The following is a 21,702-nucleotide window of genomic DNA, read 5'->3' on the forward strand; positions in this document are numbered from 1 at the left end:
GTGAAGGCGTGAAGGCGTGAAGGCGGTACTTGACCATCACCCGCCAACGGTTGTCGGCCTGTTCGGATGATGGTTTGATCACGCCGTGGGTTGCCTACATGCTTCGACGTGCCCGCTCTTCCCCCATCTCAATGAGAGTCTGGAGGGTTGGCGCACCTATTACTGTGACAACGAGGCCAACTGGCGCGGTTGCGCGCGCTATCAGGTGTCACTCACCGGTGAGCGGGTGCCGATCACCCTGCTGCCGAACGGACGGCACGCCCGTCATCTGGCGCCGAGACCCGCACGCACCGCTTCCGCCGCGCGCGGCCCCGCCGAACAGCCGTCGGCGACTCCGGAAGAGCCCGAACGGGGCTGGTGGGCCCGGCTGGCCGAGTGGATGAAAGGCAACGCATGACCGACTACTGGCCCTGGTGGGCGGGTGCTGTCGGACTCGCCGTACTGACCATCGGCTACACCCTCGCAACCGATCGGTCGTTCGGAGTGTCGGGGGCATGGGAGCGAGTGCTGCACTGGCGCCGCGAAGCCGAACTGGAGCGCAGGGAAGCCGAGTTCGCCGACGAACGGGCTCTTGTCGCCGCCCTCGGCGCGGCCACCGCCGAGCACTTCGGCACCGCCCCCGCCCCCATCGCGCCCGTGCCCCCTGGGCCAGCCGCCGTACCGGTCACGGACGGACGCCGCCGCGACGCGCACCCGCGCCCCGCTCCGCTGGTCACCCAGGCCGTCCTGCTGGTCTCGATCTTCGTGGGCGGACTGATCGCCGCCGTCACCTCCGGGCGGTTCCACATCCGCTTCGACATGGGCGCAGGCTACCGGCACCTGGTCACCGGCAACCCGGTCGCCATGGTCGCCCTGCTGTTCGCGGGAGGCGTGCTGGTCGGCTTCGGCACCCGGCTGGCAGGTGGCTGCAGTTCGGGGCACGGGCTCAACGGCTGCGGTCGGCTCAGCCCCGTCAGTCTCGTCGCGACAGCGACGTTCTTCGGCACCGCCGTCGCGGTGTCGTTCCTCCTGTGGAAGGTGATCTGATGCGTACCAGGGGCGGAGTCCTGCTGGCCAATCTCCTCACCGGGCTGGCTCTCGGCTTCACCGTGACCAGTATCGGGTTCGGCGACTACGCCGAGCTGAACCGCATGTTCACCTTCCAGGACCTGCGGATGTTCCTCTCCTTCTTCGGCGCTGTCGTGATCATCGCGAGTGTCTTCGCCCTGCTGCGGGTGCGCCGGGTCGCAGGCCGCCGCCTCCACGCCGGCGTCGTCCCCGGCGCGGTCCTGTTCGGTATCGGCTGGGCGATCTCCGGCGGATGCCCGGCGATCCCGATCATCCAAGTCGCCAGTGGTTACCTGCCGGCCCTGGTCACCATCGCCGGCATCGTCGTCGGGGTCAGGCTGTGCCGCTGGGCCAGTGGCCGGCACATCTTGCGTGTCGACAGAGGCTCCTGCGAAGGGTGAGCGGCGGGCGGGATTCGCCCCTGCGATCCGGACGGGCTCCTCACCGTGCCGCTCGACTCCGGGCACACCGGGCTGTTCGTCGTCCTCGACGTGGTGGAGACGCCGCAGCGGGGCCGGCAGGACGCCGGGAGGACCGGCGCCAACTCCGACGCCGGTCCTCCCGTCTTCCGTCCGCGACCGTCAGGACAGGGGAGCGCCGTCAGCGGTGTCCTGCGTGCTGTTTCTGCCGGTCAGGCGTTGGCGGAGCACCGCGAACACCACCACGGCCGCGGCCACCGCCGTGGACAGGACCACCTGGTCGCGGCCGCCGCCGTCTGCGGTGTCGGTCAGCATGTAGCCCAGGACGAAGGTGATGAGGGCGATGGTCGCCCAGGTCAGGTAGGGGTAGAGCCACATCCGGACGACCAGCTTCTCCGGCGACTCCCGCTGGATGATCTTGCGCATCCGCAGCTGGGAGAAGCAGATCACCAGCCAGACGAACAGGGCGATCGCGCCGGAGGCGTTGAGCAGGAACTGGAAGACCGTGTCGGGCCAGAGGTAGTTGAAGGCGACGGCGACGAAGCCGAAGACGACCGAGGCGAGGATGGCCGCGCGGGGGACGCCGCGTCCGGTGGTCTGTCCGAAGGCGGCCGGGGCGTCGTTGCGGCGGCCGAGCGAGAAGGCCATGCGCGAGGCGGTGTAGAGGCCGGAGTTGAGGCAGGAGAGCACCGAGGTCAGCACGATGGTGTTCATGATCTGCGCGGCGTGCGGGATGCCGATGGAGCTCAGGGCGGCGACGTACGAGCCGTCCTTGAGGATCGCGGGGTCGTCCCAGCGCAGCAGCGAGACCACGACCAGGATCGAGCCCAGGTAGAACACCGCGATCCGCCAGATCACGCTGTTGGTGGCCTTGGTGACGGCGGCCCGCGGGTCGGCGGTCTCGCCGGCCGCCAGGGTGACGATCTCGCTGCCCATGAAGGAGAAGACGACCATCAGGACGCCGGTGAGGATCGCGCCGGGCCCGTTCGGCAGGAAGCCGCCGTGCGCGGTGAGGTTGGACAAGCCGCTCGCCGGGTGGTCGGAGCCGGGCAGCAGCCCGAAGAGCGCGAGGCCGCCGATCACGATGAACGCGGCGATGGCGACGACCTTGATGCCGGCGAACCAGAACTCGAACTCGCCGTAGGAGCTGACCGAGGCAAGGTTGGTGGCGGTGAGGACGGTCATGACGATCAGGGCCCAGCCCCACTGGGGGACGGCCGGGATCCAGCCCGCGAGGATCTTGGCGCCGGCGGTCGCCTCGACGGCGAGCACCACGACCCAGAAGAACCAGTACAGCCAGCCGATGGTGAAGCCGGCCCAGCGGCCGAGCGCGCGGTCCGCGTAGGCGGAGAACGAACCGGAGGTGGGGTTGGCCGCGGCCATCTCGCCGAGCATGCGCATCACCAGGACGACGAGGACGCCGACGAGCGCGTAGGAGACGAGGATGCCGGGGCCGGCGGCGGCGATGCCGGAGCCGGAGCCGACGAACAGGCCGGCGCCGATGACACCACCGATCGCGATCATCGACAGGTGGCGGTTCTTGAGTCCGGCCTGCAGGCCGCCGGACTCGGTGGGAGCGGATTTGGGGAGGGTTGTGGTCATCTCGACATCCAGGAGAGAGAGCGGACAGGGACGACGGACCTGGGTGCCTGGAAATTAGTTCAGTACGATCGAAAAGAACAAGACTTGTTTAACTGTTCACCTTGCTCTATTTTTCAGGCACCCGTCAGCACCCGGTTAAGGTGGCGCCGTGGTGAATGCAGCGGGCAAGTTCGGCCCCTACAGCGGTTGGGACACCCGTGTCCTGGCCGGTCGGGGCCCCACGGGAGCGGAGCTCGTCCGGTCCCGGATCGCCCTGCGGGTGCGTCTGAGGTCCGTGTCGCCGGGAGACCGGCTGCCGGACGCGGGCGTCCTCGCCGAGGAACTCGGGATCAGTGAGATCACCGTGCGCCGCGCGCTGGAGGCCATGTGCCAGGACGGCCTGCTCGACCGCCGCCGGGGCCGGGCGGGCGGGACCTTCGTCGCGGCGGACTGGGACACGGTCGTCGCCGTGATGCACGACGACGACGAGGCGGCCTCACTGGACGCCTTCCATCTGCTGCTCGAGTGCGGGCTCGTGGCGCACACCGCGGGCGAGGTCCCGGACGGCCGGCTGGAGGGGCTGCGGGCACTGGTCGAGGAGATGGACCTGGCCGTCGACCCGGCACGACTGCTCGAACTGGAGACCCGCTTCCACCTCGACCTCGCGGAGACGCTCGGCGGCGCCGGGATCCGCGAGTTCGCCGCCGACCTGCTCGGCCGGCAGTGCCTGGTGCGGCCCGCCCCGGACCCCGCGGTCGTACACGCCCGCAACCGCTGCCACGCCGACCTGCTCGACGAACTCACCCGTGGCGCCATGGACCCGGCGGTACGAGCGGTGAAGGCCCACCGGTACGCCGGCCCGAGCTGACCCGGTCTGAGAAGGAGTTGTCGCCATGCCTGACCCCCGACCTGTCGGACCGTCGTCGACGTCGGGCCCCGCCGGCGGCACGCCCCAGCGGCTGCGTGGCGGCGTCCTCGGCATGGCGGACATCGCCGCCGCCACGATGGCCAACGTCGGCCCGGCCATGAGCTTCTTCTTCGGCTTCGCCTTCCTGGCCACCACGGCGGGCGTCGCGTCCCCGCTGACCATCGTGGCGGCGGGGGTGGCGGTCGCGCTGTTCGGCAACACGCTGGCCGAGTTCTCCCGGGCGCACCCCTCGGCGGGCAGCTTCACCACCTTCGTGGGCAAGACCTTCGGGCCGGTCAGCGCGGTGACGACGGCGTTGCTCGCGGGACTCGGCTACATCATCGCGATGGCCTCCGTCATCGCGATCTCCGGCGGGTTCATGCAGATCACCCTGCACCACTACACCGGCGTCGACCTGCCGTGGATCATCTGGACACTGCTGCTGACCGGCCTGTCGGTGGTGCTGATGCTGCGCGGGATCGTGGTGTCCACCAAGTGGGCCGGCTACTTCTTCGGCGTGGAGATGCTGGTACTGGTCGTGGTCTCGGTCGCGGCGATCGTCGAGCACCGGGGCAACCTCTCCGCGGCCCCGTTCCTGCCCTCCCACCTCACCCACGGCGTCAAGGGCCTCGCGGCGGGCTTCCCGCTGGCGGTGTACCTGTTCATCGGCTGGGAGAACTCGGCGGCACTGGCCGAGGAGACCGAGAACCCGCGGCGCAACGTCGGCCGCGCCGTCTTCTCCTCCGTCGCGATCATGACGGTGAGCTACATCCTCTTCTCCTACGCCACCGTGACCGGCTTCGGCTACGACGTCCAGCGGCTCGGCGACTCCCGGATCCCGTTCATCGACGTCGCCCAGCACACCCTCGGGGCGCTGGCGCTCCTCGCCTACGTCGGCGGCCTGACCTCCACCCTCGGCGTGCTGATCGCCGGCATCAACTCCCAGGCGAGGCTGGTGTTCAACGCCGGACGCGAGGGCCTGCTCCCGTCCTTCTTCGGGTACGTCCACCCCACCCGCCGTACGCCGAACAACGCGATCGTCACCTTCGCGGCCACCGCGCTGCTGATCATCGCGGGCTGGGGGCTGGGGCATGTGCTCGGGAGCGGCGGTCAGATGAACCCGGTGGTCTTCTTCGCCGAGTCCTCGAGTCTGGGCGCCATCCTGATCCTGCTGGTCTACCTCGCGTCCAACATCGCGCTGCCGCTGTACTACCGCAGATACCGGCCGCAGGAGTTCCGGATCGTGCGGCACGTGGTACTGCCCGCCGTCGGCGCCCTCGCCGTTCTGATCCCCCTCTACTACCTCGCCAAGCCCGGTCAGCCCGCCCCCTACAGCTGGTTCCCGTATGCGGCACTGGCCACCCTCCTCGCCGCCGTCTGCTACGCGACCCTCCTGGTCAGACGCGACCCGGGCCTGGCCGAACGCGTCGGGTCGGTCGTCGCCGACGCGGAGTGAACACGGCGGCCCGGACAGGGTTCACTTCGAGTCACGCGGGCCGGTCCCCGGTGCTCCCCAACGACCGCTCCGCCACCCGTCCCAGATGCCGTGCGAACACCGCCTCCGCCTCCGGCGTGAGCGTCCGTAGGGCCACCAACGCCGTGATGACGACATCGCACAGTTCGGCCTGGACGTCCTCCCAGGTGTGGGTGGTGCCCTTGCGGGGGTTCTGGCCGGTCGCGCCGATGACCGCCTGGGCTACCTCGCCGACCTCCTCCGACAGCTTCAGCATGCGCAGCAGCAGGGCCTCTTGGCCGTCGTGCGCCCGGTTGGCGTCCAGCCAGGTCCACAGGGCGTCGACGGTGGGCCAGAGGTCGGCCGGGGTGGCGGGGGTGGCAGGGGTGGCAGGGGAGGTGGGGGAGGTGGGGGAGGTGGGTGTGGGCTGCTGGTTCTCGATGCTCATGGGCGCAGCCTGTCAGCTCACCCCGGCAGCCGGTGGCTACTCCTCGAACAGGGCCTCCTGCTCGCCCTGCTCGCGCCGCCGCAGCCGTTGGCTGCGCAGGCCGATGATCACCGCCGTGGCCGCCGCCGTCGCGCCCAGGGCGGCCGGGACCATCCAGCCGCGGTCGACCAGATGGCCGAGGGCGTGGTCGAGGGAGAGGCGGCCGGGGCCCGCGACGGCGAGGCCCGCGGCGGCCAGGCCGAGGGAGGCCGCGTGCTCGTAGCCGCCGCTCGCCGCGAAGAAGCCGTTGGGGGCGTGCACCGCGGACGCGCCCGCCATCGCGCCGGCCGCCGCCGCGCCCGCCGCCGGGGTGGCCAGGCCCAGGGCGAGGAGCGTGCCGCCGCCCGCTTCGGCCAGGCCCGCCGCCGTCGCACTCGCCTTGCCCGGCTCGTAGCCGACGGACTCCATGAACTGGCCGGTGCCTTCCAGGCCGTGGCCGCCGAACCAGCCGAACAGTTTCTGCGTGCCGTGGGCCGCCAGCACTCCGCCGGTGCCCAGCCGGAGCAGCAGCAGTCCCAGATCACGACGGTCGTAACAGGTCACGGTGACTCCCTGAGGCAAGGCGCGGGCGACAAAGGCGTGGGCAGCGGTCGACAGCGGGCAACGAAAGAAAACAGTCCCCTCCGCGTTTCCACCGTCGCACCCTTCACACCCGTCCGGCCCGTCCTGGACGCCGTTCGAGTGGCGGCGGTCGGGTGGCGCCGTTCGAGTGGCGGCGGTCGGGTGGCGGCGGGCGGACGGCGGTGTGAGTGTGGCCGGCATGACGATTCAGACCGCCAAACTCAGCGACCCGGCCGTCCGCGCCTTCGTCAGCGCCGTCAACGCCCATGACGAGGAGGCCTTCCGCAGCCTTCTCACTCCCGGCGCGACCATGTCGGACGACGGCTCCGACCGTGATCTCGTCCAGTGGATCGACCGGGAGATCTTCTCCTCGCACGGCCACATGGACGTCACGAAGGAGATGGCCGGCGGCCGGGCGCTGATCGCCGACTACCGCAACGACACCTGGGGCGAGATGCGCACCAGGTGGAGCTTCACGGTCGAGGACGACGGGCGGATCTCCCGGTTCGAGACCGGGCAGGCTTAGCCGCCGCCCGAGCCCCGCACCGTCTACCCCTCGCCGTCCACCCCTCGTGTACGGTCCCGCAGTGCACGCATTCTCGCGCTCCTCCCCGCGTCGGTTCCCGCGTCTGTCTCCGCGCCCGTCCCCGAGTCTGTCTCCGCGCCCGTCCCCGAGTCTGTCCCCGAGTCTGTCCCGGCGTTCTCTGCTGGCGTTCGCGGCCGCCGCGCCGCTGGGCGCACCGTCGACCGCGCCGACGAGCCGTCCGCCGCTCGCCGACGGTGTCCAGGTCGACGGGGGCAGTCCCCTGCCGGAGAAGCTGACCGCTCGGGCCTGGCTGCTCGCCGACCACGACAGCGGCGAGGTGCTCGCCTCCTACCGCGCGCATCTGCGGCTCGCGCCCGCCTCCACGCTGAAGATGCTGTTCGCGGACACCCTGCTCGGCAGGTTCGAGCGCACCGAGCGGTACACGGTGACCGACGCGGACCTGGCCGGTATCCCGTCCGGGTCCAGCCTCGTCGGCGTCGAGGCCGGGGTCACGTACACCGTCGAGGAGTTGTGGCAGGGCGTGTTCCTGCGCTCGGGGAACGACGCCGTGCAGGTGCTGGCGCGGATGAACGGCGGGGTCGCGAAGACGGTCGCCGAGATGCGGGCGAAAGCGGCCGACCTCCAGGCGCTGGACACCCATGTCGTCAGCCCCGACGGCTACGACCACGAGGGCCAACTGTCCTCCGCCCACGACCTCGCCCTGTTTGCCCGGCACGGGCTGCAGAACGCCGACTTCCGCGCCTACTGCGGCACGCGGAGCGTCCGCTTCCCGGCCGGCGGCGGCAAGACGGTTCAAATCGAGAACACCGACCGGCTGCTGGCGGGCACGAACGGGGTGACGCCGTATCCGGGGATGATCGGCGTCAAGAACGGTTACACAAGTAACGCCGGTAACACGTTCGCCGGTGCCGCGACCCGCGCCGGGCGCACTCTCGTCGTCACCGTGCTGCATCCCCGCAGCGGCCACAACGCCGTCTACGAGGAGACGGCCGCGCTGCTCGACTGGGGCTTCGCGCAAGGGAGTTCGGCACGCGCGGTGGGGATGCTGGCCGAGGCGTTGAGCGAGGGCGGGGCGCGGGTGTCGTCCTCCGGCGAGGTCCCGCATGCCGGGGCACGGGCTTCCACGGCGGACGGCGGCGGATCGGGTGGCCCGGGTGGCTGGGGCGTGCTCGGCGGCGCCGGGGGAGTGGTGGCGCTTGCGGCGGGCGGGGCGTACGCGCTGCGCAGACGCCGCACCCGTGAGACGGCGGCCGCCGGGACCGCGGCCGAGACCTCGCCCGGGACCGCGCCCGAGACCTCGCCCGAGACTTCGGCCGAGGCGTCGGCGGAGGTTTCCGAGAAGAAGTGATGGTGCGGCAGCCGTCCCACGGCCCCAATGCGTACCTCGCGGTCCCAGCGAGGTCACCCCCACGCGGGGCCGTGGGACGGCTGCCCTTCCCCCCTCGGTATGGCTTACGGTCGCTCCTTGCGGAACTTTCGTGTCCCAAGTGTGAAGTTCTTGTGCAGGAGAGTTGAGCATATCTCCGTAACCGGCCGCAATGGGGCGGACATCCAAATTCCGCTTGTGAGCCGTCAGCCCCGGCCCACATACGGCATCGCCGTCGCCAGTACGGTCGCGAACTGCACGTTCGCCTCCAGTGGCAGCTCCGCCATGTGCCGCACGGTGCGGGCCACGTCGGAGACGTCCATCACCGGTTCCGGTGCGACCTCGCCGTTGGCCTGCAACGCGCCCGTCTGCATCCGCGCCGTCATGTCGGTCGCGGCGTTGCCGATGTCGATCTGGCCGACCGCGATGTCGTACGCCCGCCCGTCCAGGGAGAGGGACTTCGTCAGGCCGGTGAGGGCGTGCTTGGTGGCCGTGTAGGGCGCCGAGTGCGGGCGGGGCGTGTGCGCGGAGATGGAACCGTTGTTGATGATGCGTCCACCTCGCGGCTCCTGCTCCTTCATCTGCCGGTACGCGCCCTGCGCGCACAGGAACGCCCCGTTGAGGTTGGTGTCGACGACGTGCCGCCAGGCGTCGTGGGGAAGGTCCTCGAAGGGCACGCCGCCCGGCCCGAACGTGCCCGCGTTGTTGAACAGCAGGTCCAGTCGCCCGAACCGCTCGCGCACGGCGGCGAAGAGGGCCGTCACCTCGTCGGGGCGTGAGACGTCCGTCCGTACGACGAGACTCGTGCCCTCGGGCGCCAGCGCGGCCGTCGCCTCCAGGGTCTCGGTGCGCCGGCCCGCCAGCGCCACCGACCAGCCCGCGCGCAGCAGTTCCACGGCGACCGCGCGCCCGATGCCGGAACCGGCGCCCGTGACGACCGCGATCTTCCCCTTGAGAGCTGCTCGTTCAGCAGTTTCCTTGGCGTTCATGGGGCCGCAGCGTACGGCAGCCCGCGCCCGCGCCCGCGCCCTCGGATCCGGCATGCGGAACTCGCACGTCCGCCATCCGACTGTTGTGTACGCGCCAACCAGATGCCTCACCCGCAGCACGCCAGTCCCCGCACACCCCCGAACTCCGCGCCACCGCACGTCACTTGGGCCGTCGTCGCTTCCTCGCCGGCACCGCGGCCGCCGCCGCGCTCGCCTTCACGGTGAACCTGCCCGCCGCCGAACGCGACCCCGCGCAGCTCACCGCCGACCCCTTCACCCTCGGCGTAGCCTCCAACAGTCTTACGGGGCCGGCGGCCAGACGTCGCCCCAGTCCGTGTCACGGGCCGCCCGGTACAGCTCGCCGTGCTTCTTCGTCACCGTCGTACGGCTCAACTGCTCCTCGGCCTCGCACAGGTCGAGGAGCACCTGGCCCTTGCGGATCTGCGGCCGCCGGACCACCCGGGCGGGGGCGGGCGACACGGGGAAGCGGGCGGCCGCGACGTAGCTGAACTTCTCGTCCTCGTAGGGCAGCGAGCCGCCCTTGACCTGCCGGTGCAGGGAGGAGCGGCTGACCCGCGCCGAGAAGTGGCACCAGTCCGTGCCCGGCACGATCGGGCAGGCCGCGCTGTGCGGGCAGGGCGCGGCGACGTGGAAACCGGCGGCGATCAGCCGGTCACGGGCCTCGATCATCCGGGCGTAGCCGTCCGGCGTGCCCGGCTCGACGATCACCACGGCCTGCGCGGCCGACGCGGCGGCGTCCACGAGGGCGGCACGGTCGGGCGCGGCCAGTTCGTTGAGGACGTAGGAGACGGTGACGAGGTCCGTGGGGTCCAGCGTGAGCGCCGAGCCGATGCGGGCGCGCTGCCAGCGGACGCCGCGCAGAGCCGGGTTCGCGGCGGCCACCTCGCGGCCGAGGGCCAGGGCGGGCTCGGCCCAGTCCAGGACGGTCACCGGGCGCTCGCCCTCCCAGGTCGCGTTCACCGCCCAGGTCGCCGCGCCCGTCCCGCCGCCGACGTCGACATGGCTGCCCGGCGTCCACTCCGGCGCCGCCCGCGCGAACGCCTCCAGCGCCGAGCACACCGCCTCGAAGGTCGCCGGCATCCGGTACGCGGCGTAGGCGGCCACGTCCGCGCGGTCGCGCAGGATCGGCGCGTCCGTGGGGGTGGCGCCCCGGTAGTTGGCGATGAGCCGCTCGACGGCCTGCGCGGCCTGCTTGGGCGGCAGCCCGTCGAGGAGGTCTCCGAGGGCGGTACGGAGAGTCTCGGCAGCGGATACGGAGACGTTCACCTGGCGATTATGAGGCACCCGGCATCGGTGTCGCCCACACCGAGGGCTACGCCCCCAGGCCCCCAGCGCCCCGGGCCGCCAGCGCCCCAGGCCCCCAGCGCCCCGGGCCGCCAGCGCCCCGGGCCGCCAGCGCCCCGGGCCGCCAGCGCCCCGGGCCGCCAGCGCCCCGGGCCGCCAGCGCCCCAGGCCCCCAGCGCCTCGGGCCCGCAGGCCCCAGCGCCTCGGGCCCGCAGGCCCCAGCGCCTCGGGCCCGCAGGCCCCCAGCGCCTCGGGCCCGCAGGCCCTTAGCGCCCCAGGCCCCCAGCGCCCAGTACCCCAGTACCCCAGGCCCCTAGCGCCCTGTCGGCCCTGAAGGGGCCTCGTCCTCAAACTCCGCCAGAGGGGGCACCCCCAATGGGCCGGCTATCGCACCGCCATCGCCATCCGCGTCCCCACCAGTGCCCGCGGTCCGTTGTCAGGCGCCCTGCGTACCGGGTGGACCGTGTTCGCCAGCAGGACCACGAACGTGTCCGTCGCCGGGTCCAGGACCAGCGATGTGCCCGTGAAGCCCGTGTGGCCGGCCGCGCCCTCGCCGGCGAGTTCGCCCATGAACCACGGCTGGTCCACCGCGAAGCCCAGCCCCGGCGGGGTCAGCAGGAGTTCCACGAAGTCGGGGCCGAGGATACGGGCGGGACCGTACGAGCCGCCCGCCAGCAGGGTCCGGCAGAACACGGCCAGGTCGCGGCCGGTCGAGAACAGGCCCGCGTGACCGGCCACTCCGCCCAGCGCCCACGCGTTCTCGTCGTGCACCACGCCCCGCAGCATCCCCCGGTCCACCCTGGCCCACGGCCGCCGCTGGTCCTCGGTCGCCGCCGCGCCGGGGCAGGGGCCGAAGCCGGTCGACGTCATCCCCAGGGGGCGGGTGATCCCCTCGTGCACGAGGACGTCGAGCGGGCGGCCGGTCAGGCGTTCCAGGAGCTGCTGGAGCAGCAGCATGTTCAGGTCGGAGTACAGATACGCGCCCGGTTCGCCGATCGGCGCCTCCGCCCGCAGCCGTTCCAGCCGCTCGGTGTCGTCCGCGCAGTCGTACAGCGGCAGCTCGGGGCGCAGGCCGGAGGTGTGGGTGAGGAGCTGGCGGACGGTGATGTCATGGGCGGCGGCCGCGTGGAAGTCGGGCAGATAGGCGCCGATCCGCGCATCGATGCCGAGGGTGCCGCGCTCGATCTGCTGCACCGCGGCGACCGACGTGCACAGCTTGGTGAGGGAGGCCAGGTCGAACGGCGTGTCCACGGTCATCGGGACCTGAGCCCGCGGCGGGAGCTCCACGCCCGCGTCCGTCGCCGGGTCGTACGCCGAGTAGCGCACGGCCCAGCCCGCCGCCTCCTCGACGGCGATCACCGGTCCGCGCCCGGCGACCACCACGGCGCCCGCGGCCCAGGGCCGGTCGCCGGTGGTGAGGTCCACGACGTCGCGGACGAGGAGCCGCGTCTCCTCGGGGTCGAGCCCCGCCCGTTCCGGTGTGTCGACGCGCAGTCTCGGTGCGCTCAGCTCTCCGCTCCTTCCGCCCCCGTGTTCGTCCAGGGACGGCACATAATCACGAAGCAGGCCAGGGCCACCACCGCGGCGGCCAACTGGACGACGGCCATCGGGACGGCCGTGTGCTCGCCGGCGATCCCGACGAGCGGCGAGGCGACCGCGCCGATGAGGAAGGACGACGTACCGAGGAGCGCGGAGGCGGAACCGGCGGAGTGCCGCACCCGCAGCAGGGCGAGGGTCTGGGCGTTGGGCAGGGTCACGCCCATCGCGGACATCAGCACGAACAGCGCGGCGGCCACCGGCGCCAGGCCGACCTCGCCGAACACGCCCGTCGTCATCAGCAGCAGCGCGGCGGCGGCCAGCGCGACCACCGTCAGCCCGGCGGCCAGCACCCGGTCCAGCCGGACCCGGCCCACCAGCACCTTGCCGTTGATCTGCCCGACCACTACCAGCCCGACCGAGTTCACGGCGAACAGCAGACCGAACGTCTGCGTGGAGGCGCCGTAGATCTCCTGGACCACGAACGGGGACGCCGAGATGTACGCGAACAGCGCGGCGAAGGCGAAGCCGCCCGTGAGCATGTAGCCGGTGAAGGGCAGGTCGGACAGGAGCCGGCGCATCGAGCGCAGGGCCTCGCCGACACCGCCCGCATGCCGGTCGGCGCTGTCCAGCGTCTCCGGGAGCCTCATCCACACCACCCCGGCCAGCAGCAGCCCCACCGCCGTCAGGACCACGAACACGCCCCGCCAGTCCGTCCCCCGCAGAATCTGCGCGCCGATCAGCGGCGCCACCACCGGGGCGACCCCGGAGATCAGCATCAGGGTGGAGAAGAACCGGGCCATCGCCACGCCGTCGTACAGATCGCGTACGACGGCCCGCGCGATCACGATGCCCGCCGCGCCCGCGAGTCCCTGCAGCAGCCGGAACGCGACCAGCACCTCGACGGTCGGCGCCACGGCACACAGCGCGGTCGCCACCACGTAGACGGCGAGTCCGGTGAGCAGCGGGCGTCTGCGCCCCCACCGGTCGCTCATCGGGCCGACCACGAGCTGCCCCAGCGCCATCCCGGCCAGGCACGCGGTCAGCGTGAGCTGCACGGTCGCCGCGGGCGCGTTAAGGGAACGGGTGACCTCCGGCAGGGCCGGAAGGTACATGTCCATCGACAGCGGGGGAGTGGCGGTCAGACCGCCCAGGACGAGCGTGACGAGCAGCCCGGCCCGACGCCGCGCAGACAGCGGCGCCTTGTCCGTGCCGGTGTTCTTCTCGGTGTTCCTGGTGTTCCTGCGTGCGACGGCCGCTCGCGAAGCCTCCGGTATCGCCCCACCCTCCGGCATACGGCCGCCCCTCCCTCTCCGATGTCTTCGCCACCTATGCTCTCAGCTCGAACGGACTGCTGGGACGGCACGAGGGCGGGCAGGGTATGACGACGGACACGGTGCGTTGGGGAATCCTGGCGACCGGCGGGATAGCGGGCGCCTTCACGGCAGACCTGATCGACCTGCCCGACGCGGAGGTCGTCGCGGTCGCCTCGCGCACCGAGCCTGCCGCGAAGGCGTTCGCCGAACGGTTCGGCATACCCCGCGCCTACGGCGACTGGTCCCTGCTCGCCGCCGACGAGGACATCGACGTCGTCTACGTCGCCACCCCGCACGCCGCCCACCGCACCGCCGCGGGCCTCTGCCTGGAGGCGGGGCGCAACGTGCTGTGCGAGAAGGCGTTCACGCTGAACGTCCGCGAGGCCGAGGAACTCGTCGCGCTGGCCCGCGGCAACGGGCGCTTCCTGATGGAAGCCATGTGGATGTACTGCAACCCGGTCATCCGCCGGCTCAAGGCCCTCGTCGACGACGGCGCGATCGGCGAAGTCCGCACCGTGCAGGCCGACTTCGGCCTCGAAGGCCCCTTCCCGGCCTCGCACCGGCTGCGCGACCCGGCCCAGGGCGGCGGCGCCCTCCTCGACCTCGGCGTCTACCCGGTCTCCTTCGCCCACCTCCTGCTCGGCGAACCGTCGGGCATCGCCGCCCAGGCCGTCCTGTCCGCCGAGGGCGTCGACCTGCAGACGGCGCTGGCGCTGTCCTGGGACTCCGGCGCGCTCGCCGCCCTGCACTGCTCCGTCACCGGCGGCACGGGCACCACCGCCTCCGTCACCGGTTCCCGCGGCCGCATCGACATCCCGGCCGGGTTCTTCCACCCCGACCGCCTCGTCCTGCACCGCGCCGGCCGCGACCCCGAGGAGTTCACCGCCGACCCGGCCGACGGCCCCCGCACGACGTTCCGTCACGAGGCCCGCGAGGTCATGCGCGCCCTGGGGGCCGGCGAGACGGAGTCCCCCCTCGCCCCCCTCGACGGCAGCCTCGCCGTCATGCGCACCCTGGACGCCGTCCGGGAACGGATCGGCGTGCGCTACCCGGGAGAGAACGCCTAGGACCCGTCCGGCACACCGGGGCCTCGCGCCCGCTCGGTGGTGTCGGCGGTACCGTCGGTCCATGGTCACCCAGTCCGGAAAGCCGGCCCCCGACACCACCCGCCGCAGCGAGCGGTCCCGGCGTGCCATCTACGACGCGGCCCTCGCCCTCGTCGTGGAGGTCGGCTACCCGAAGACCACGATCGAGGGCATCGCCGCCCGCGCCGGCGTCGGCAAGCAGACCATCTACCGCTGGTGGGGGTCGAAGGCCGACGTCCTGCTGGAGGCGTTCCTCGACCTCAGCGAACAGGCGGCGCGGGACGCGGGCACCGCGGAGCACGAGCCGTACGTCATCCCCGACACCGGCGACCTCGCCGCGGACATCAAGGGCGTCCTGCGGGCCACCGTCGACCAGTTGACGGATCCCAGGTTCGAGGCGCCCTCCCGGGCCCTGGCCGCCGAGGGCGTGGTCAACGCGACCGTCGGCCGCGAGTTCACGGCCAAACTCATGGAGCCGTCCATCCAGTTGTACGTCGACCGGCTGCGCTCCGCGCAGGAGGCCGGGCAGATCCGCGCCGACCTCGACCCGCGCATCGCCCTGGAGTTCTTCATCTCCCCGCTCGCCCAGCGCTGGCTGCAGTACACCGGCCCGATCACGTACGAGTACACCGACACCCTCGTCGACTACGCCCTCCACGGCCTCGCACCCCGCTGACCTGAGGCACATCGGTAGCTCTGGACCCACCCGTCCCGCCCCGTCCCACCTGCCCCGATTAACGACTTCGCACCCCCGATGCGCAGGATGGCGGGACCATGAGGCATGCTGTCCGCACCAGCGAGGCGAGGGGACAGATGAGCGCGGAGTTCGACGGCCGGACCGGTTTGTGGGGCAAACTCTCTCGTCGGCTGCGCGGAAGCGGCCCGACCGAGGCCGCCGACGAAGGCGGCCGTGAGGCCCTGCTGCTCGCCGCCGCCGAAGCGGGACTCCCGCTCGCGCCCGCCGCCCACCCGGCCCCCGGCTACGGATGCTCCTGCGACCGGGTCGGCTGTCCGACCCCCGCCCGGCACCCGGTGTCCTTCGCCTGGCAGACGCAGTCCACCACCGACCGCGCCCAGATCGAGCGCTGGGCCCGCCACCAGCCGCAGGCCAACTTCATCACCGCCACCGGCATGACGCACGACGTCCTCGACGTGCCCCTGGAGGCGGGCGCGCAGGCCCTGGAGCGGCTGCTCGGCTCCGGCACGGAGGTCGGCCCGGTCGCCGAGAGCGACGACGGCCGCATGCTCTTCTTCACCCTCACCCGCGGCACCCCCGAGGACGAGGACGAGTGGTGGCCCTGCGAGTTGGACTGCCGCCCCGAGACCATGGACGAACACCCCGGCCTGCGCTGGCACTGCCGGGGCTCCTACGTCCTCGTACCGCCCGCCCGCCTCCCCGGCGACGACGCCCGCTCGGTCCACTGGCTACGCGGCCCCGAGCACCCCCTGCCCGACCCCCTGACCCTCCTGGAAGCCCTGACGGACGCCTGCGCGCGGCACGCGGGCCAGGACGATCCGACGGCGGCTTGGCCAACTCGCCTTTAGGGGCGGCTCATTCACCCTTCGCTGCAGTCAGCCCCTCCAGCCGGCTGAGCACGGAAACCTTCCCCTTCGCCGGGTCCAGAGCGACCCCGCTGGCGACGAACTCCATGGTCAGCGACTGCTTGACCTCGCCGGTCGTCAACGCCTGCACGTTCCTGTTCGAGGTGGGCACCGTCGCGCCCGCCGCGGCCGTCTGTTTCATGTAGTGGTGCGTGGTGAAGAACACCAACGCCCCGCCGTCCGCGGTGCGCACCGCCAGCGGCGCATAGTCGCCCTCGGTCAGCTGCTGGTCGATGTACTGCGTGACGAGCCCCGGCTTGATGGCGTTCTTCGCGCGGGTGTCGCGCATGGCGTTCGTGTACGCGCCGTCCGCGAAGGAACCCTTGCCGCTCTGCAAATAGGCCGCGTAGTCCTTGCTCAGGTCCTCGGGCGGCAGCGCCAGCCCGGCGGTGTCCGCCGGCACGGCCTCGGCGACCCCGTCCGCGTCCGTCTCGAACTTCGGTACCGAGCCCGGCTCCACCAGCGTCAGATACGTCGCCTGCCAGGGCTCCGCCATCTCGCCCCGGGTGAACACCATCAGCCAGCGCGCGTTGCCGCCCTTGTTGCCCTTCGCGTCGGCGATGAACCAGCGCGGCCAGCCCGCCTTCTCCACGATCGTGTACTTCACGTCCGACAACACCAGTGGCGTGTGCTGCGGGTTGCCGTCCGGGCTGTTGACGTGCCCCGCCTTCAGCCGCGCCGCGTCGATGACCCCGAGGGCGCCGGTGGTGTACTCGGCGTCCAGGGAACTGTCGTACGCCTTGTCCGCCTTGTTGTACGCGGTCGTGAACTGCTCGATCGCCTTGACGGCCTCCGCCTTCGTGGCCGCGGGGAGCACCTCGCGTTCCCCGTGGACCACCACACAGCCGCTCGCGGTGAGCGAGACGGCCGTGAGCGAGGCCGCTATGAGTGTGTACCGGTCACGCCTGCGGAGCCTTCGAGTCCCTCGAACCCCGCGTGTCAGGCTGCGTTCCCTGGTCATCAGGTGACTTCACCTTCCCCTTCCCGGAGGCGAACCCTACCGGGGCGAGGAACAGCGCGAGCGTCGGGATCAGGTACAGCAGCCACACCGTGACCTGGAGGACCGTCGGGTCGGGCTGGAAGTTGAACACGCCCTTCAGCAGCGTGCCGTACCAGCTGTCCGGCGGGATCGTGTCGCTGATGTCGAACGCCCTGTCCGTCAACCCCGGGACCCAGTCGGCCTCCTGGAGGTCGTGGAAGCCGTACGCCAGCACGCCCGCGGCCACGACGACGAGCATGCCGCCCGTCCAGGTGAAGAACTTCGCGAGGTTGATCCTGAGCGCCCCGCGGTAGAACAGCCAGCCCAGCAGCACGGCCGTCGCCAGGCCGAGGGCCGCGCCGATGAGGGGGCGCGGGGTGCCGTCGCCGGCCGCGTGGACGGACGTCCACACGAACAGGGCCGTCTCCAGTCCCTCCCGGCCGACCGCGAGGAACGCGGTGGCGACCAGCGCGCCGGTGCCCATCGCGAGGGCCGCGTCCAGCTTGCCGTGCAGCTCCGACTTCAGGTGCCGGGCGGTGCGCCGCATCCAGAACACCATCCACGTCACCAGCGCGACCGCGATGATCGACAGGGAGCCGCCGAGCGCCTCCTGGGCCTTGAACGTCAGCTCCTGCGAGCCGAATTCGAGGACGCAGCCGAAGGCCATCGCGATGGCGACCGCGATGGCGATGCCGGTCCACACCGGCTTCAGCGCGTCCCGGCGGTCGGTCTTCACCAGGTAGGCGATGAGGATGCAGACGACGAGGCTGGCCTCCAGGCCCTCGCGCAGTCCGATCAGGTAGTTGGAGAACACGGGCTACGCCTCCTTGGAGAACAGCGTCCGGCCCCACCAGTCGTTCTTGTCGCGGACGCCCGGCGGGACGGCGAAGACCGCCGAACCCACATGCTGGATGTACTCGTTGAGCGCGTCGGTGGCGAGGTTGCGCTGGACGCGGATGAACCCCTCGCGCACGTCACGCTGGTAGGCGAGGAAGAACAGGCCCGCCTCCAGGCGCCCCAGACCGTCGGTGCCGTCGGTGAAGGAGTAGCCGCGGCGCAGGATCGTCGTCCCGTGGTTGGAGTCCGGGTGCGCGAGCCGTACGTGCGCGTCCGGCTTCATCGCCTTCAGGAACGGCTCGTCGCGCTCCTTCGCCTTGCCGACGGGAGCGCCCTCGCCCTTGTCCCGGCCGAAGATGTCCTCCTGCTCCTGCAGCGGGGTGCGGTCCCAGGTCTCGATGTGCATGCGGATGCGCCGGGCGACGAGGTACGAGCCGCCGACCATCCACTGCGGGCCGTCCTTGTCGCCGACCCACACGAACTTCTTCAGCCGGTCCGTCTCCGTGCCCGCGATGTTGCGGGTGCCGTCCTTGAAGCCCATCAGGTTGCGCGGGGTCTGCGCGTCGGGCGTCGTGGACGACGTCTTGCCGAAGCCGAGCTGCGACCAGCGGATGACGACCTTGCCCATGCCGATCCGGGCCAGGTTGCGGATCGCGTGCACGGCGACCTGCGGGTCGTCCGCGCAGGCCTGCACGCACAGGTCGCCGTTGCTGCGGGCCGCGTCGAGCGCGTCCCCGGCGAACTGGGGCAGGTCGACGAGGGCCTCGGGACGCATCTCCGCGAGACCGAACTTCTTGAACAGCGACGGCCCGAAGCCCACCGTCAATGTCAGCCGGGACGGCTTGAGGCCCAGGGCCTCGCCGGTGTCGTCCGGGGGCGCCTCGGCGAGGCCGCCGAACGCGCCCTCCCCGACTGCCTTCCCGGCCGTCATCCGGCGGGCCGCCTCGGTCCACTCCTTCAGCAGCTGGACGAACTCGGCGCGGTCCGCGGTCGTCACGTCGAACGCGGCGAAGTGCAGCCGGTCCTGGACGGGCGTGGCGATGCCCGCCTGGTACGTGCCGTGGAAGTCGACGGCGGCGCCGGTGTCGGCGGCCGTGGGGTCGACGTCGTTGCCGGTGCGGGTCATCGCGACCGCGCCGCCGGCCGCGGCGGCGCCGAGCGCGAGCCCGGCCCCGCCCCAGCCGATCAGCGACCGCCGGGACGGAACTCTGCTCTGGTTCTGCGACATGTCCGTGGTCCCCCCGGTCACTTCGCCACGGCGGCGGCGAGCTTGGACAGCGGCTCGGCGAGCGCGTTCACCGCGTCCGAGAGCCCCTTGCGGTCGGCGGCGCCGACCTTGTCGTACGAGGTGAACTCGTACGACGTCGTGTTCGGCCGGTACTTGTCCAGCAGCGTGTTCAGCGCGGCGAACTGCTTGTCCAGCTCGGTGACCAGGGCGGCGTCGTTGTCCTTGGCGACCGGCTTCAGCAGCTCGTACGCCTGCTGTGCCCCCTCGACGTTGGCCTTGAAGTCGACCAGGTCGGTGTGCGAGTAGGTCTCCTCCTCGCCGGTGACCTTGCCGGTGGCGACCTCGTCGAGGAGTTCCTTGGCGCCGTTGGCCATGGAGGTCGGGGTGATCACCGCCTTGCCGACCCGCTGCTTCCAGTCCGTCAGATCGGTGACGAGCCGGTCGGCGAGGGTCTTGTCCTCGGCGGTGAGCTTCTTGTCCTGCCAGAGGGACTTCTCCAGGCGGTGCCAGCCGGTCCACTTCTGGCCGGCTTCCAGGCCGTCCGCGCGGGTGTCGACCAGCGGGTCGATGTCACCGAAGGACTCCGCGACCGGCTCGGTGCGCTCCCAGCCGATGCGGGAGGGGGCGTAGGCCTTCTTCGCGGCCTCGATGTTCCCGGCCTTGATCGCCGCGACGAAGGCGGCGACCTTGGGCAGCGTCTCGTCGGCCTGGGTCTGCGCGTAGGAGCGGTAGGCGGCGACGGCCTTGTCCAGGCGGGGGTCGCGCTGGGCGGCGGAGCCGCCGGTGACCTTGAGGTCCTGGCGGATGCCGTCGCCCTTCATGCCGGGCTTGCAGGCGATCCGGTAGGCGCCGGCCTTCACCTCGGCGGTGACCCGCTGCTTGGTGCCGGGGCCGATGTTCTCGCGCTCGCTGACCACCCGGTCGTCGGGGAAGAGGAGGTAGACCTCGGTGACCTTGGAACCCTTGTTCTCGATGGCGAGTTCGACGTGCCCGGCGGAGATCTCCTTCTTGGAGGTCTCGCACGAGGAGTCGGTGGCGGTCACGCTGATGACACGGTCGCCGTCTTTCGCGTCGCTCTTCGAGGTACACCCGGTGACGGCGGTCAGTGCGGTCACGGCGGTGACGGCGGTGACGACGGACAGTCTGGCGGCTCGCATTCGGGCTCCCAGCGATGGCTGAATATTCGCGTGACACGACTCACAGGGTTGGTGAGCCTCGCCTAACTTATCCAAGGCTTACCTGCGTAATACCCGCCCGTGCCGTGATTCACCTCTCATGGAGGCCGCAAGGGAACGGCTCGATCACGGTGGCTCAAAGCGGACCCCAAGGGAAGGTCAAAGGACATTCAAGGATCCCGCTTGGGGTGACGAGTGCTTCAATTCCCCGGTGACTGATTACGACGTGCTCCGCGTCTTCTGCGCGCCGAACGGCGGCTACGGCAACGAACTGGCCGTGGTCCGCGAAGGCTCGGTGCTGCCGGACCGCGAGGACCGGCAGGACCTCGCGGCCAAACTCGGCTTCAGCGAGACGGTGTTCGTCGACGACCCCGAGCGCGGGGTCATCGACATCTACACGCCCACCGTGCGCCTGCCCTTCGCCGGCTACCCGTGCGTGGGCGTGGCCTGGCTGCTCGACGTGCCCGAGCTCGTCACCCCGGCCGGCGTCGTCGGAACCCGCCTGGACGGGGAGTTCACCTGGATCGAGGCGCGCGCGGAGTGGGCCCCGCCGCGCACGCTCCGCCAGTACGCCACCGCCGCCGAGGTCGACGACCTGTCCGTGCCGCCGCCGGGCGAGTGGGTGTACGCCTGGGCCTGGGAGGACGAGCCCGCCGGCCGCATCCGCGCCCGCGGCTTCCCCGGCCGCGACGACGGCATCGACGAGGACGAGGCGACGGGCGCGGCGGCGCTCCTGCTCACCGAGCGCCTCGGCCGCGCCCTGAACATCACCCAGGGCGCGGGCTCGCAGATTCTGACGGCTCCACAGCCCTACGGATGGGTGGAGATCGGCGGCCGGGTGTTCCTGGAACGCTGAACTCTACGACCGATTGCTGGCGATTGTGGTGTTTTGGGAGGCTGTGCGGGTGGTCCGGGCGTGTGCGGGCGGGGGTCGGCGGGGGTGATCGGGGACCTTTGGGCGTGACCACTGAGGTCCCGTGAGAGGAACGCCATGCGTATCCGTTCAGTTCTGGCCGCAACCGTCCTGGGCATCGCCCTCGCCGCCGCCGGCGCGACGACCGCCACCGCCGACGAGGGCGCCGGCCACCACCACTCCGACGAGGGCCGCGGGTACCACCAGTCCGAGGAGGGGCGCGGGTGCAAGGAGTCCGACGAGGGTTCTGGCCACCGGCACTACTTCGACGAGGACAAGGGCAACTGCAGCCCGTACATCGGCGCGGTCAAGACGTCCTCGGCCGACATCTTCCGGGCCGGCGAGCACTGCCACCTCATCTGACCCGGC

At 71.6% G+C, this 21,702-nt stretch carries 22 protein-coding genes and 1 pseudogene; 12 read left to right on the top strand and 11 right to left on the bottom strand.

The genetic code is table 11. The annotated features are described in order from the left end of the window. The first annotated feature begins 393 nt into the window (after window positions 1-393). Both ACIBTS_RS41155 and ACIBTS_RS41160 read left to right on the top strand, forming a co-directional pair. On the top strand, window positions 394-1,026 hold the full coding sequence (locus tag ACIBTS_RS41155) for a YeeE/YedE family protein (RefSeq protein WP_399325946.1): 633 nt from the start codon (window positions 394-396) through the stop codon (window positions 1,024-1,026). Then, window positions 1,026-1,448, top strand: coding sequence for a YeeE/YedE thiosulfate transporter family protein (locus ACIBTS_RS41160; protein WP_399325948.1), 423 nt, complete (start codon window positions 1,026-1,028; stop codon window positions 1,446-1,448). The genes ACIBTS_RS41155 and ACIBTS_RS41160 overlap by 1 nt, the downstream gene beginning before the upstream one ends. Window positions 1,449-1,628: 180 nt before the next feature. Here ACIBTS_RS41160 and ACIBTS_RS41165 read toward each other — a convergent pair whose 3' ends face one another. Next, window positions 1,629-3,068, bottom strand: coding sequence for an amino acid permease (locus ACIBTS_RS41165; protein ID WP_399325950.1), 1,440 nt, complete (start codon window positions 3,066-3,068; stop codon window positions 1,629-1,631). Window positions 3,069-3,216: 148 nt separating this feature from the next. Here ACIBTS_RS41165 and ACIBTS_RS41170 point away from each other — a divergent pair, with 148 nt between their 5' ends. Together ACIBTS_RS41170 and ACIBTS_RS41175 are read left to right on the top strand one after the other, a co-directional pair. Next, window positions 3,217-3,915, top strand: coding sequence for a FadR/GntR family transcriptional regulator (locus ACIBTS_RS41170; protein ID WP_399325952.1), 699 nt, complete (start codon window positions 3,217-3,219; stop codon window positions 3,913-3,915). 25 nt (window positions 3,916-3,940) lie between these two features. Beyond that, a complete protein-coding gene (locus tag ACIBTS_RS41175) occupies window positions 3,941-5,410 on the top strand; it encodes an APC family permease (protein WP_399325954.1) in 1,470 nt (489 codons plus the stop codon). Between the two features lie 31 nt (window positions 5,411-5,441). Here ACIBTS_RS41175 and ACIBTS_RS41180 read toward each other — a convergent pair whose 3' ends face one another. Both ACIBTS_RS41180 and ACIBTS_RS41185 read right to left on the bottom strand, forming a co-directional pair. Then, window positions 5,442-5,855 carry a MazG-like family protein gene (locus ACIBTS_RS41180; protein WP_399325955.1) on the bottom strand — a complete coding sequence of 138 codons (414 nt, stop codon included), beginning with the start codon at window positions 5,853-5,855 and terminating at the stop codon, window positions 5,442-5,444. Between the two features lie 36 nt (window positions 5,856-5,891). Next, window positions 5,892-6,437, bottom strand: a complete 546-nt coding sequence (locus ACIBTS_RS41185; RefSeq protein WP_319677331.1) for a DoxX family membrane protein — start codon at window positions 6,435-6,437, stop codon at window positions 5,892-5,894. 217 nt (window positions 6,438-6,654) lie between these two features. Between ACIBTS_RS41185 and ACIBTS_RS41190 the strand changes: the two genes are divergently transcribed. Beyond that, window positions 6,655-6,981 carry a nuclear transport factor 2 family protein gene (locus ACIBTS_RS41190; protein ID WP_319677330.1) on the top strand — a complete coding sequence of 109 codons (327 nt, stop codon included), beginning with the start codon at window positions 6,655-6,657 and terminating at the stop codon, window positions 6,979-6,981. 61 nt (window positions 6,982-7,042) lie between these two features. Further along, window positions 7,043-8,350 carry a D-alanyl-D-alanine carboxypeptidase family protein gene (locus tag ACIBTS_RS41195; protein ID WP_399325958.1) on the top strand — a complete coding sequence of 436 codons (1,308 nt, stop codon included), beginning with the start codon at window positions 7,043-7,045 and terminating at the stop codon, window positions 8,348-8,350. Between the two features lie 224 nt (window positions 8,351-8,574). Here ACIBTS_RS41195 and ACIBTS_RS41200 read toward each other — a convergent pair whose 3' ends face one another. Continuing rightward, window positions 8,575-9,357 (bottom strand): SDR family oxidoreductase, encoded by a 783-nt coding sequence (locus ACIBTS_RS41200; RefSeq protein ID WP_399325959.1) that lies wholly within the window; start codon window positions 9,355-9,357, stop codon window positions 8,575-8,577. An 83-nt stretch (window positions 9,358-9,440) separates the two neighbouring features. Here ACIBTS_RS41200 and ACIBTS_RS41205 point away from each other — a divergent pair. After that, window positions 9,441-9,650: pseudogene (locus ACIBTS_RS41205) on the top strand (alkaline phosphatase); the annotation flags it as partial. A gap of 7 nt (window positions 9,651-9,657) precedes the next feature. Here ACIBTS_RS41205 and ACIBTS_RS41210 read toward each other — a convergent pair. The 3 genes from ACIBTS_RS41210 to ACIBTS_RS41220 all read right to left on the bottom strand — a co-directional run bounded on the left by ACIBTS_RS41210 (window position 9,658) and on the right by ACIBTS_RS41220 (window position 13,493). Beyond that, the gene (locus tag ACIBTS_RS41210; RefSeq protein ID WP_399325961.1) at window positions 9,658-10,644 is read right to left on the bottom strand and encodes a small ribosomal subunit Rsm22 family protein; all 987 of its coding nucleotides are present in this window, start codon (window positions 10,642-10,644) and stop codon (window positions 9,658-9,660) included. A 402-nt stretch (window positions 10,645-11,046) separates the two neighbouring features. Continuing rightward, the gene (locus ACIBTS_RS41215) at window positions 11,047-12,213 is read right to left on the bottom strand and encodes a serine hydrolase domain-containing protein (RefSeq protein ID WP_399325963.1); all 1,167 of its coding nucleotides are present in this window, start codon (window positions 12,211-12,213) and stop codon (window positions 11,047-11,049) included. Beyond that, window positions 12,168-13,493, bottom strand: coding sequence for a multidrug effflux MFS transporter (locus ACIBTS_RS41220; RefSeq protein ID WP_399325965.1), 1,326 nt, complete (start codon window positions 13,491-13,493; stop codon window positions 12,168-12,170). Before ACIBTS_RS41220 ends, ACIBTS_RS41215 begins: the two co-directional genes overlap by 46 nt. A gap of 86 nt (window positions 13,494-13,579) precedes the next feature. On the opposite strand from ACIBTS_RS41220, the gene ACIBTS_RS41225 reads away from it, so the two are divergent. The 3 genes from ACIBTS_RS41225 (at window position 13,580) to ACIBTS_RS41235 (ending at window position 16,144) form a co-directional block, all read left to right on the top strand. Beyond that, on the top strand, window positions 13,580-14,581 hold the full coding sequence (locus ACIBTS_RS41225; RefSeq protein ID WP_399325967.1) for a Gfo/Idh/MocA family protein: 1,002 nt from the start codon (window positions 13,580-13,582) through the stop codon (window positions 14,579-14,581). Between the two features lie 61 nt (window positions 14,582-14,642). Next, complete coding sequence (locus ACIBTS_RS41230) at window positions 14,643-15,275, top strand: TetR/AcrR family transcriptional regulator (RefSeq protein ID WP_319340343.1); 633 nt, start codon at window positions 14,643-14,645, stop codon at window positions 15,273-15,275. Window positions 15,276-15,412: 137 nt separating this feature from the next. Next, window positions 15,413-16,144 (top strand): bifunctional DNA primase/polymerase, encoded by a 732-nt coding sequence (locus ACIBTS_RS41235; RefSeq protein ID WP_399325987.1) that lies wholly within the window; start codon window positions 15,413-15,415, stop codon window positions 16,142-16,144. A gap of 7 nt (window positions 16,145-16,151) precedes the next feature. Here ACIBTS_RS41235 and ACIBTS_RS41240 read toward each other — a convergent pair whose 3' ends face one another. The 4 genes from ACIBTS_RS41240 to efeO are packed head-to-tail and all read right to left on the bottom strand — an operon-like array spanning window position 16,152 to window position 20,402. After that, complete coding sequence (locus ACIBTS_RS41240; RefSeq protein WP_399325969.1) at window positions 16,152-17,162, bottom strand: hypothetical protein; 1,011 nt, start codon at window positions 17,160-17,162, stop codon at window positions 16,152-16,154. Next, complete coding sequence (gene efeU, locus ACIBTS_RS41245; RefSeq protein ID WP_399325971.1) at window positions 17,101-17,994, bottom strand: iron uptake transporter permease EfeU; 894 nt, start codon at window positions 17,992-17,994, stop codon at window positions 17,101-17,103. Before efeU ends, ACIBTS_RS41240 begins: the two co-directional genes overlap by 62 nt. Before the next feature lie 3 nt (window positions 17,995-17,997). After that, window positions 17,998-19,245 carry an iron uptake transporter deferrochelatase/peroxidase subunit gene (efeB, locus tag ACIBTS_RS41250; RefSeq protein ID WP_399325973.1) on the bottom strand — a complete coding sequence of 416 codons (1,248 nt, stop codon included), beginning with the start codon at window positions 19,243-19,245 and terminating at the stop codon, window positions 17,998-18,000. A gap of 17 nt (window positions 19,246-19,262) precedes the next feature. Further along, on the bottom strand, window positions 19,263-20,402 hold the full coding sequence (efeO, locus tag ACIBTS_RS41255; RefSeq protein ID WP_399325975.1) for an iron uptake system protein EfeO: 1,140 nt from the start codon (window positions 20,400-20,402) through the stop codon (window positions 19,263-19,265). Window positions 20,403-20,631: 229 nt separating this feature from the next. Here efeO and ACIBTS_RS41260 point away from each other — a divergent pair, with 229 nt between their 5' ends. After that, on the top strand, window positions 20,632-21,276 hold the full coding sequence (locus ACIBTS_RS41260; RefSeq protein ID WP_399325977.1) for a PhzF family phenazine biosynthesis protein: 645 nt from the start codon (window positions 20,632-20,634) through the stop codon (window positions 21,274-21,276). 135 nt (window positions 21,277-21,411) lie between these two features. Further along, window positions 21,412-21,696, top strand: a complete 285-nt coding sequence (locus tag ACIBTS_RS41265) for a hypothetical protein (protein WP_399325979.1) — start codon at window positions 21,412-21,414, stop codon at window positions 21,694-21,696. Window positions 21,697-21,702: the final 6 nt, after the last annotated feature.

Origin of the sequence: Streptomyces sp. NPDC050121, assembly GCF_044460385.1 — a bacterium.
GTDB lineage: Bacteria > Actinomycetota > Actinomycetes > Streptomycetales > Streptomycetaceae > Streptomyces > Streptomyces soliscabiei.

Excerpts from the sequence above, each read along its gene's own strand:
- efeB (WP_399325973.1), bottom strand. The coding sequence starts at position 19,245 with ATGTCGCAGAACCAGAGCAGAGTTCCGTCCCGGCGGTCGCTGATCGGC.
- ACIBTS_RS41230 (WP_319340343.1), top strand. The coding sequence starts at position 14,643 with ATGGTCACCCAGTCCGGAAAGCCGGCCCCCGACACCACCCGCCGCAGC.
- ACIBTS_RS41155 (WP_399325946.1), top strand. The coding sequence starts at position 394 with ATGACCGACTACTGGCCCTGGTGGGCGGGTGCTGTCGGACTCGCCGTA.
- ACIBTS_RS41200 (WP_399325959.1), bottom strand. The coding sequence starts at position 9,357 with ATGAACGCCAAGGAAACTGCTGAACGAGCAGCTCTCAAGGGGAAGATC.
- ACIBTS_RS41160 (WP_399325948.1), top strand. The coding sequence starts at position 1,026 with ATGCGTACCAGGGGCGGAGTCCTGCTGGCCAATCTCCTCACCGGGCTG.
- ACIBTS_RS41235 (WP_399325987.1), top strand. The coding sequence starts at position 15,413 with ATGAGCGCGGAGTTCGACGGCCGGACCGGTTTGTGGGGCAAACTCTCT.
- ACIBTS_RS41240 (WP_399325969.1), bottom strand. The coding sequence starts at position 17,162 with ATGACCAGGGAACGCAGCCTGACACGCGGGGTTCGAGGGACTCGAAGG.
- efeO (WP_399325975.1), bottom strand. The coding sequence starts at position 20,402 with ATGCGAGCCGCCAGACTGTCCGTCGTCACCGCCGTCACCGCCGTGACC.
- ACIBTS_RS41190 (WP_319677330.1), top strand. The coding sequence starts at position 6,655 with ATGACGATTCAGACCGCCAAACTCAGCGACCCGGCCGTCCGCGCCTTC.
- ACIBTS_RS41175 (WP_399325954.1), top strand. The coding sequence starts at position 3,941 with ATGCCTGACCCCCGACCTGTCGGACCGTCGTCGACGTCGGGCCCCGCC.
- ACIBTS_RS41265 (WP_399325979.1), top strand. The coding sequence starts at position 21,412 with ATGCGTATCCGTTCAGTTCTGGCCGCAACCGTCCTGGGCATCGCCCTC.
- ACIBTS_RS41180 (WP_399325955.1), bottom strand. The coding sequence starts at position 5,855 with ATGAGCATCGAGAACCAGCAGCCCACACCCACCTCCCCCACCTCCCCC.
- ACIBTS_RS41220 (WP_399325965.1), bottom strand. The coding sequence starts at position 13,493 with ATGCCGGAGGGTGGGGCGATACCGGAGGCTTCGCGAGCGGCCGTCGCA.
- ACIBTS_RS41165 (WP_399325950.1), bottom strand. The coding sequence starts at position 3,068 with ATGACCACAACCCTCCCCAAATCCGCTCCCACCGAGTCCGGCGGCCTG.
- ACIBTS_RS41225 (WP_399325967.1), top strand. The coding sequence starts at position 13,580 with ATGACGACGGACACGGTGCGTTGGGGAATCCTGGCGACCGGCGGGATA.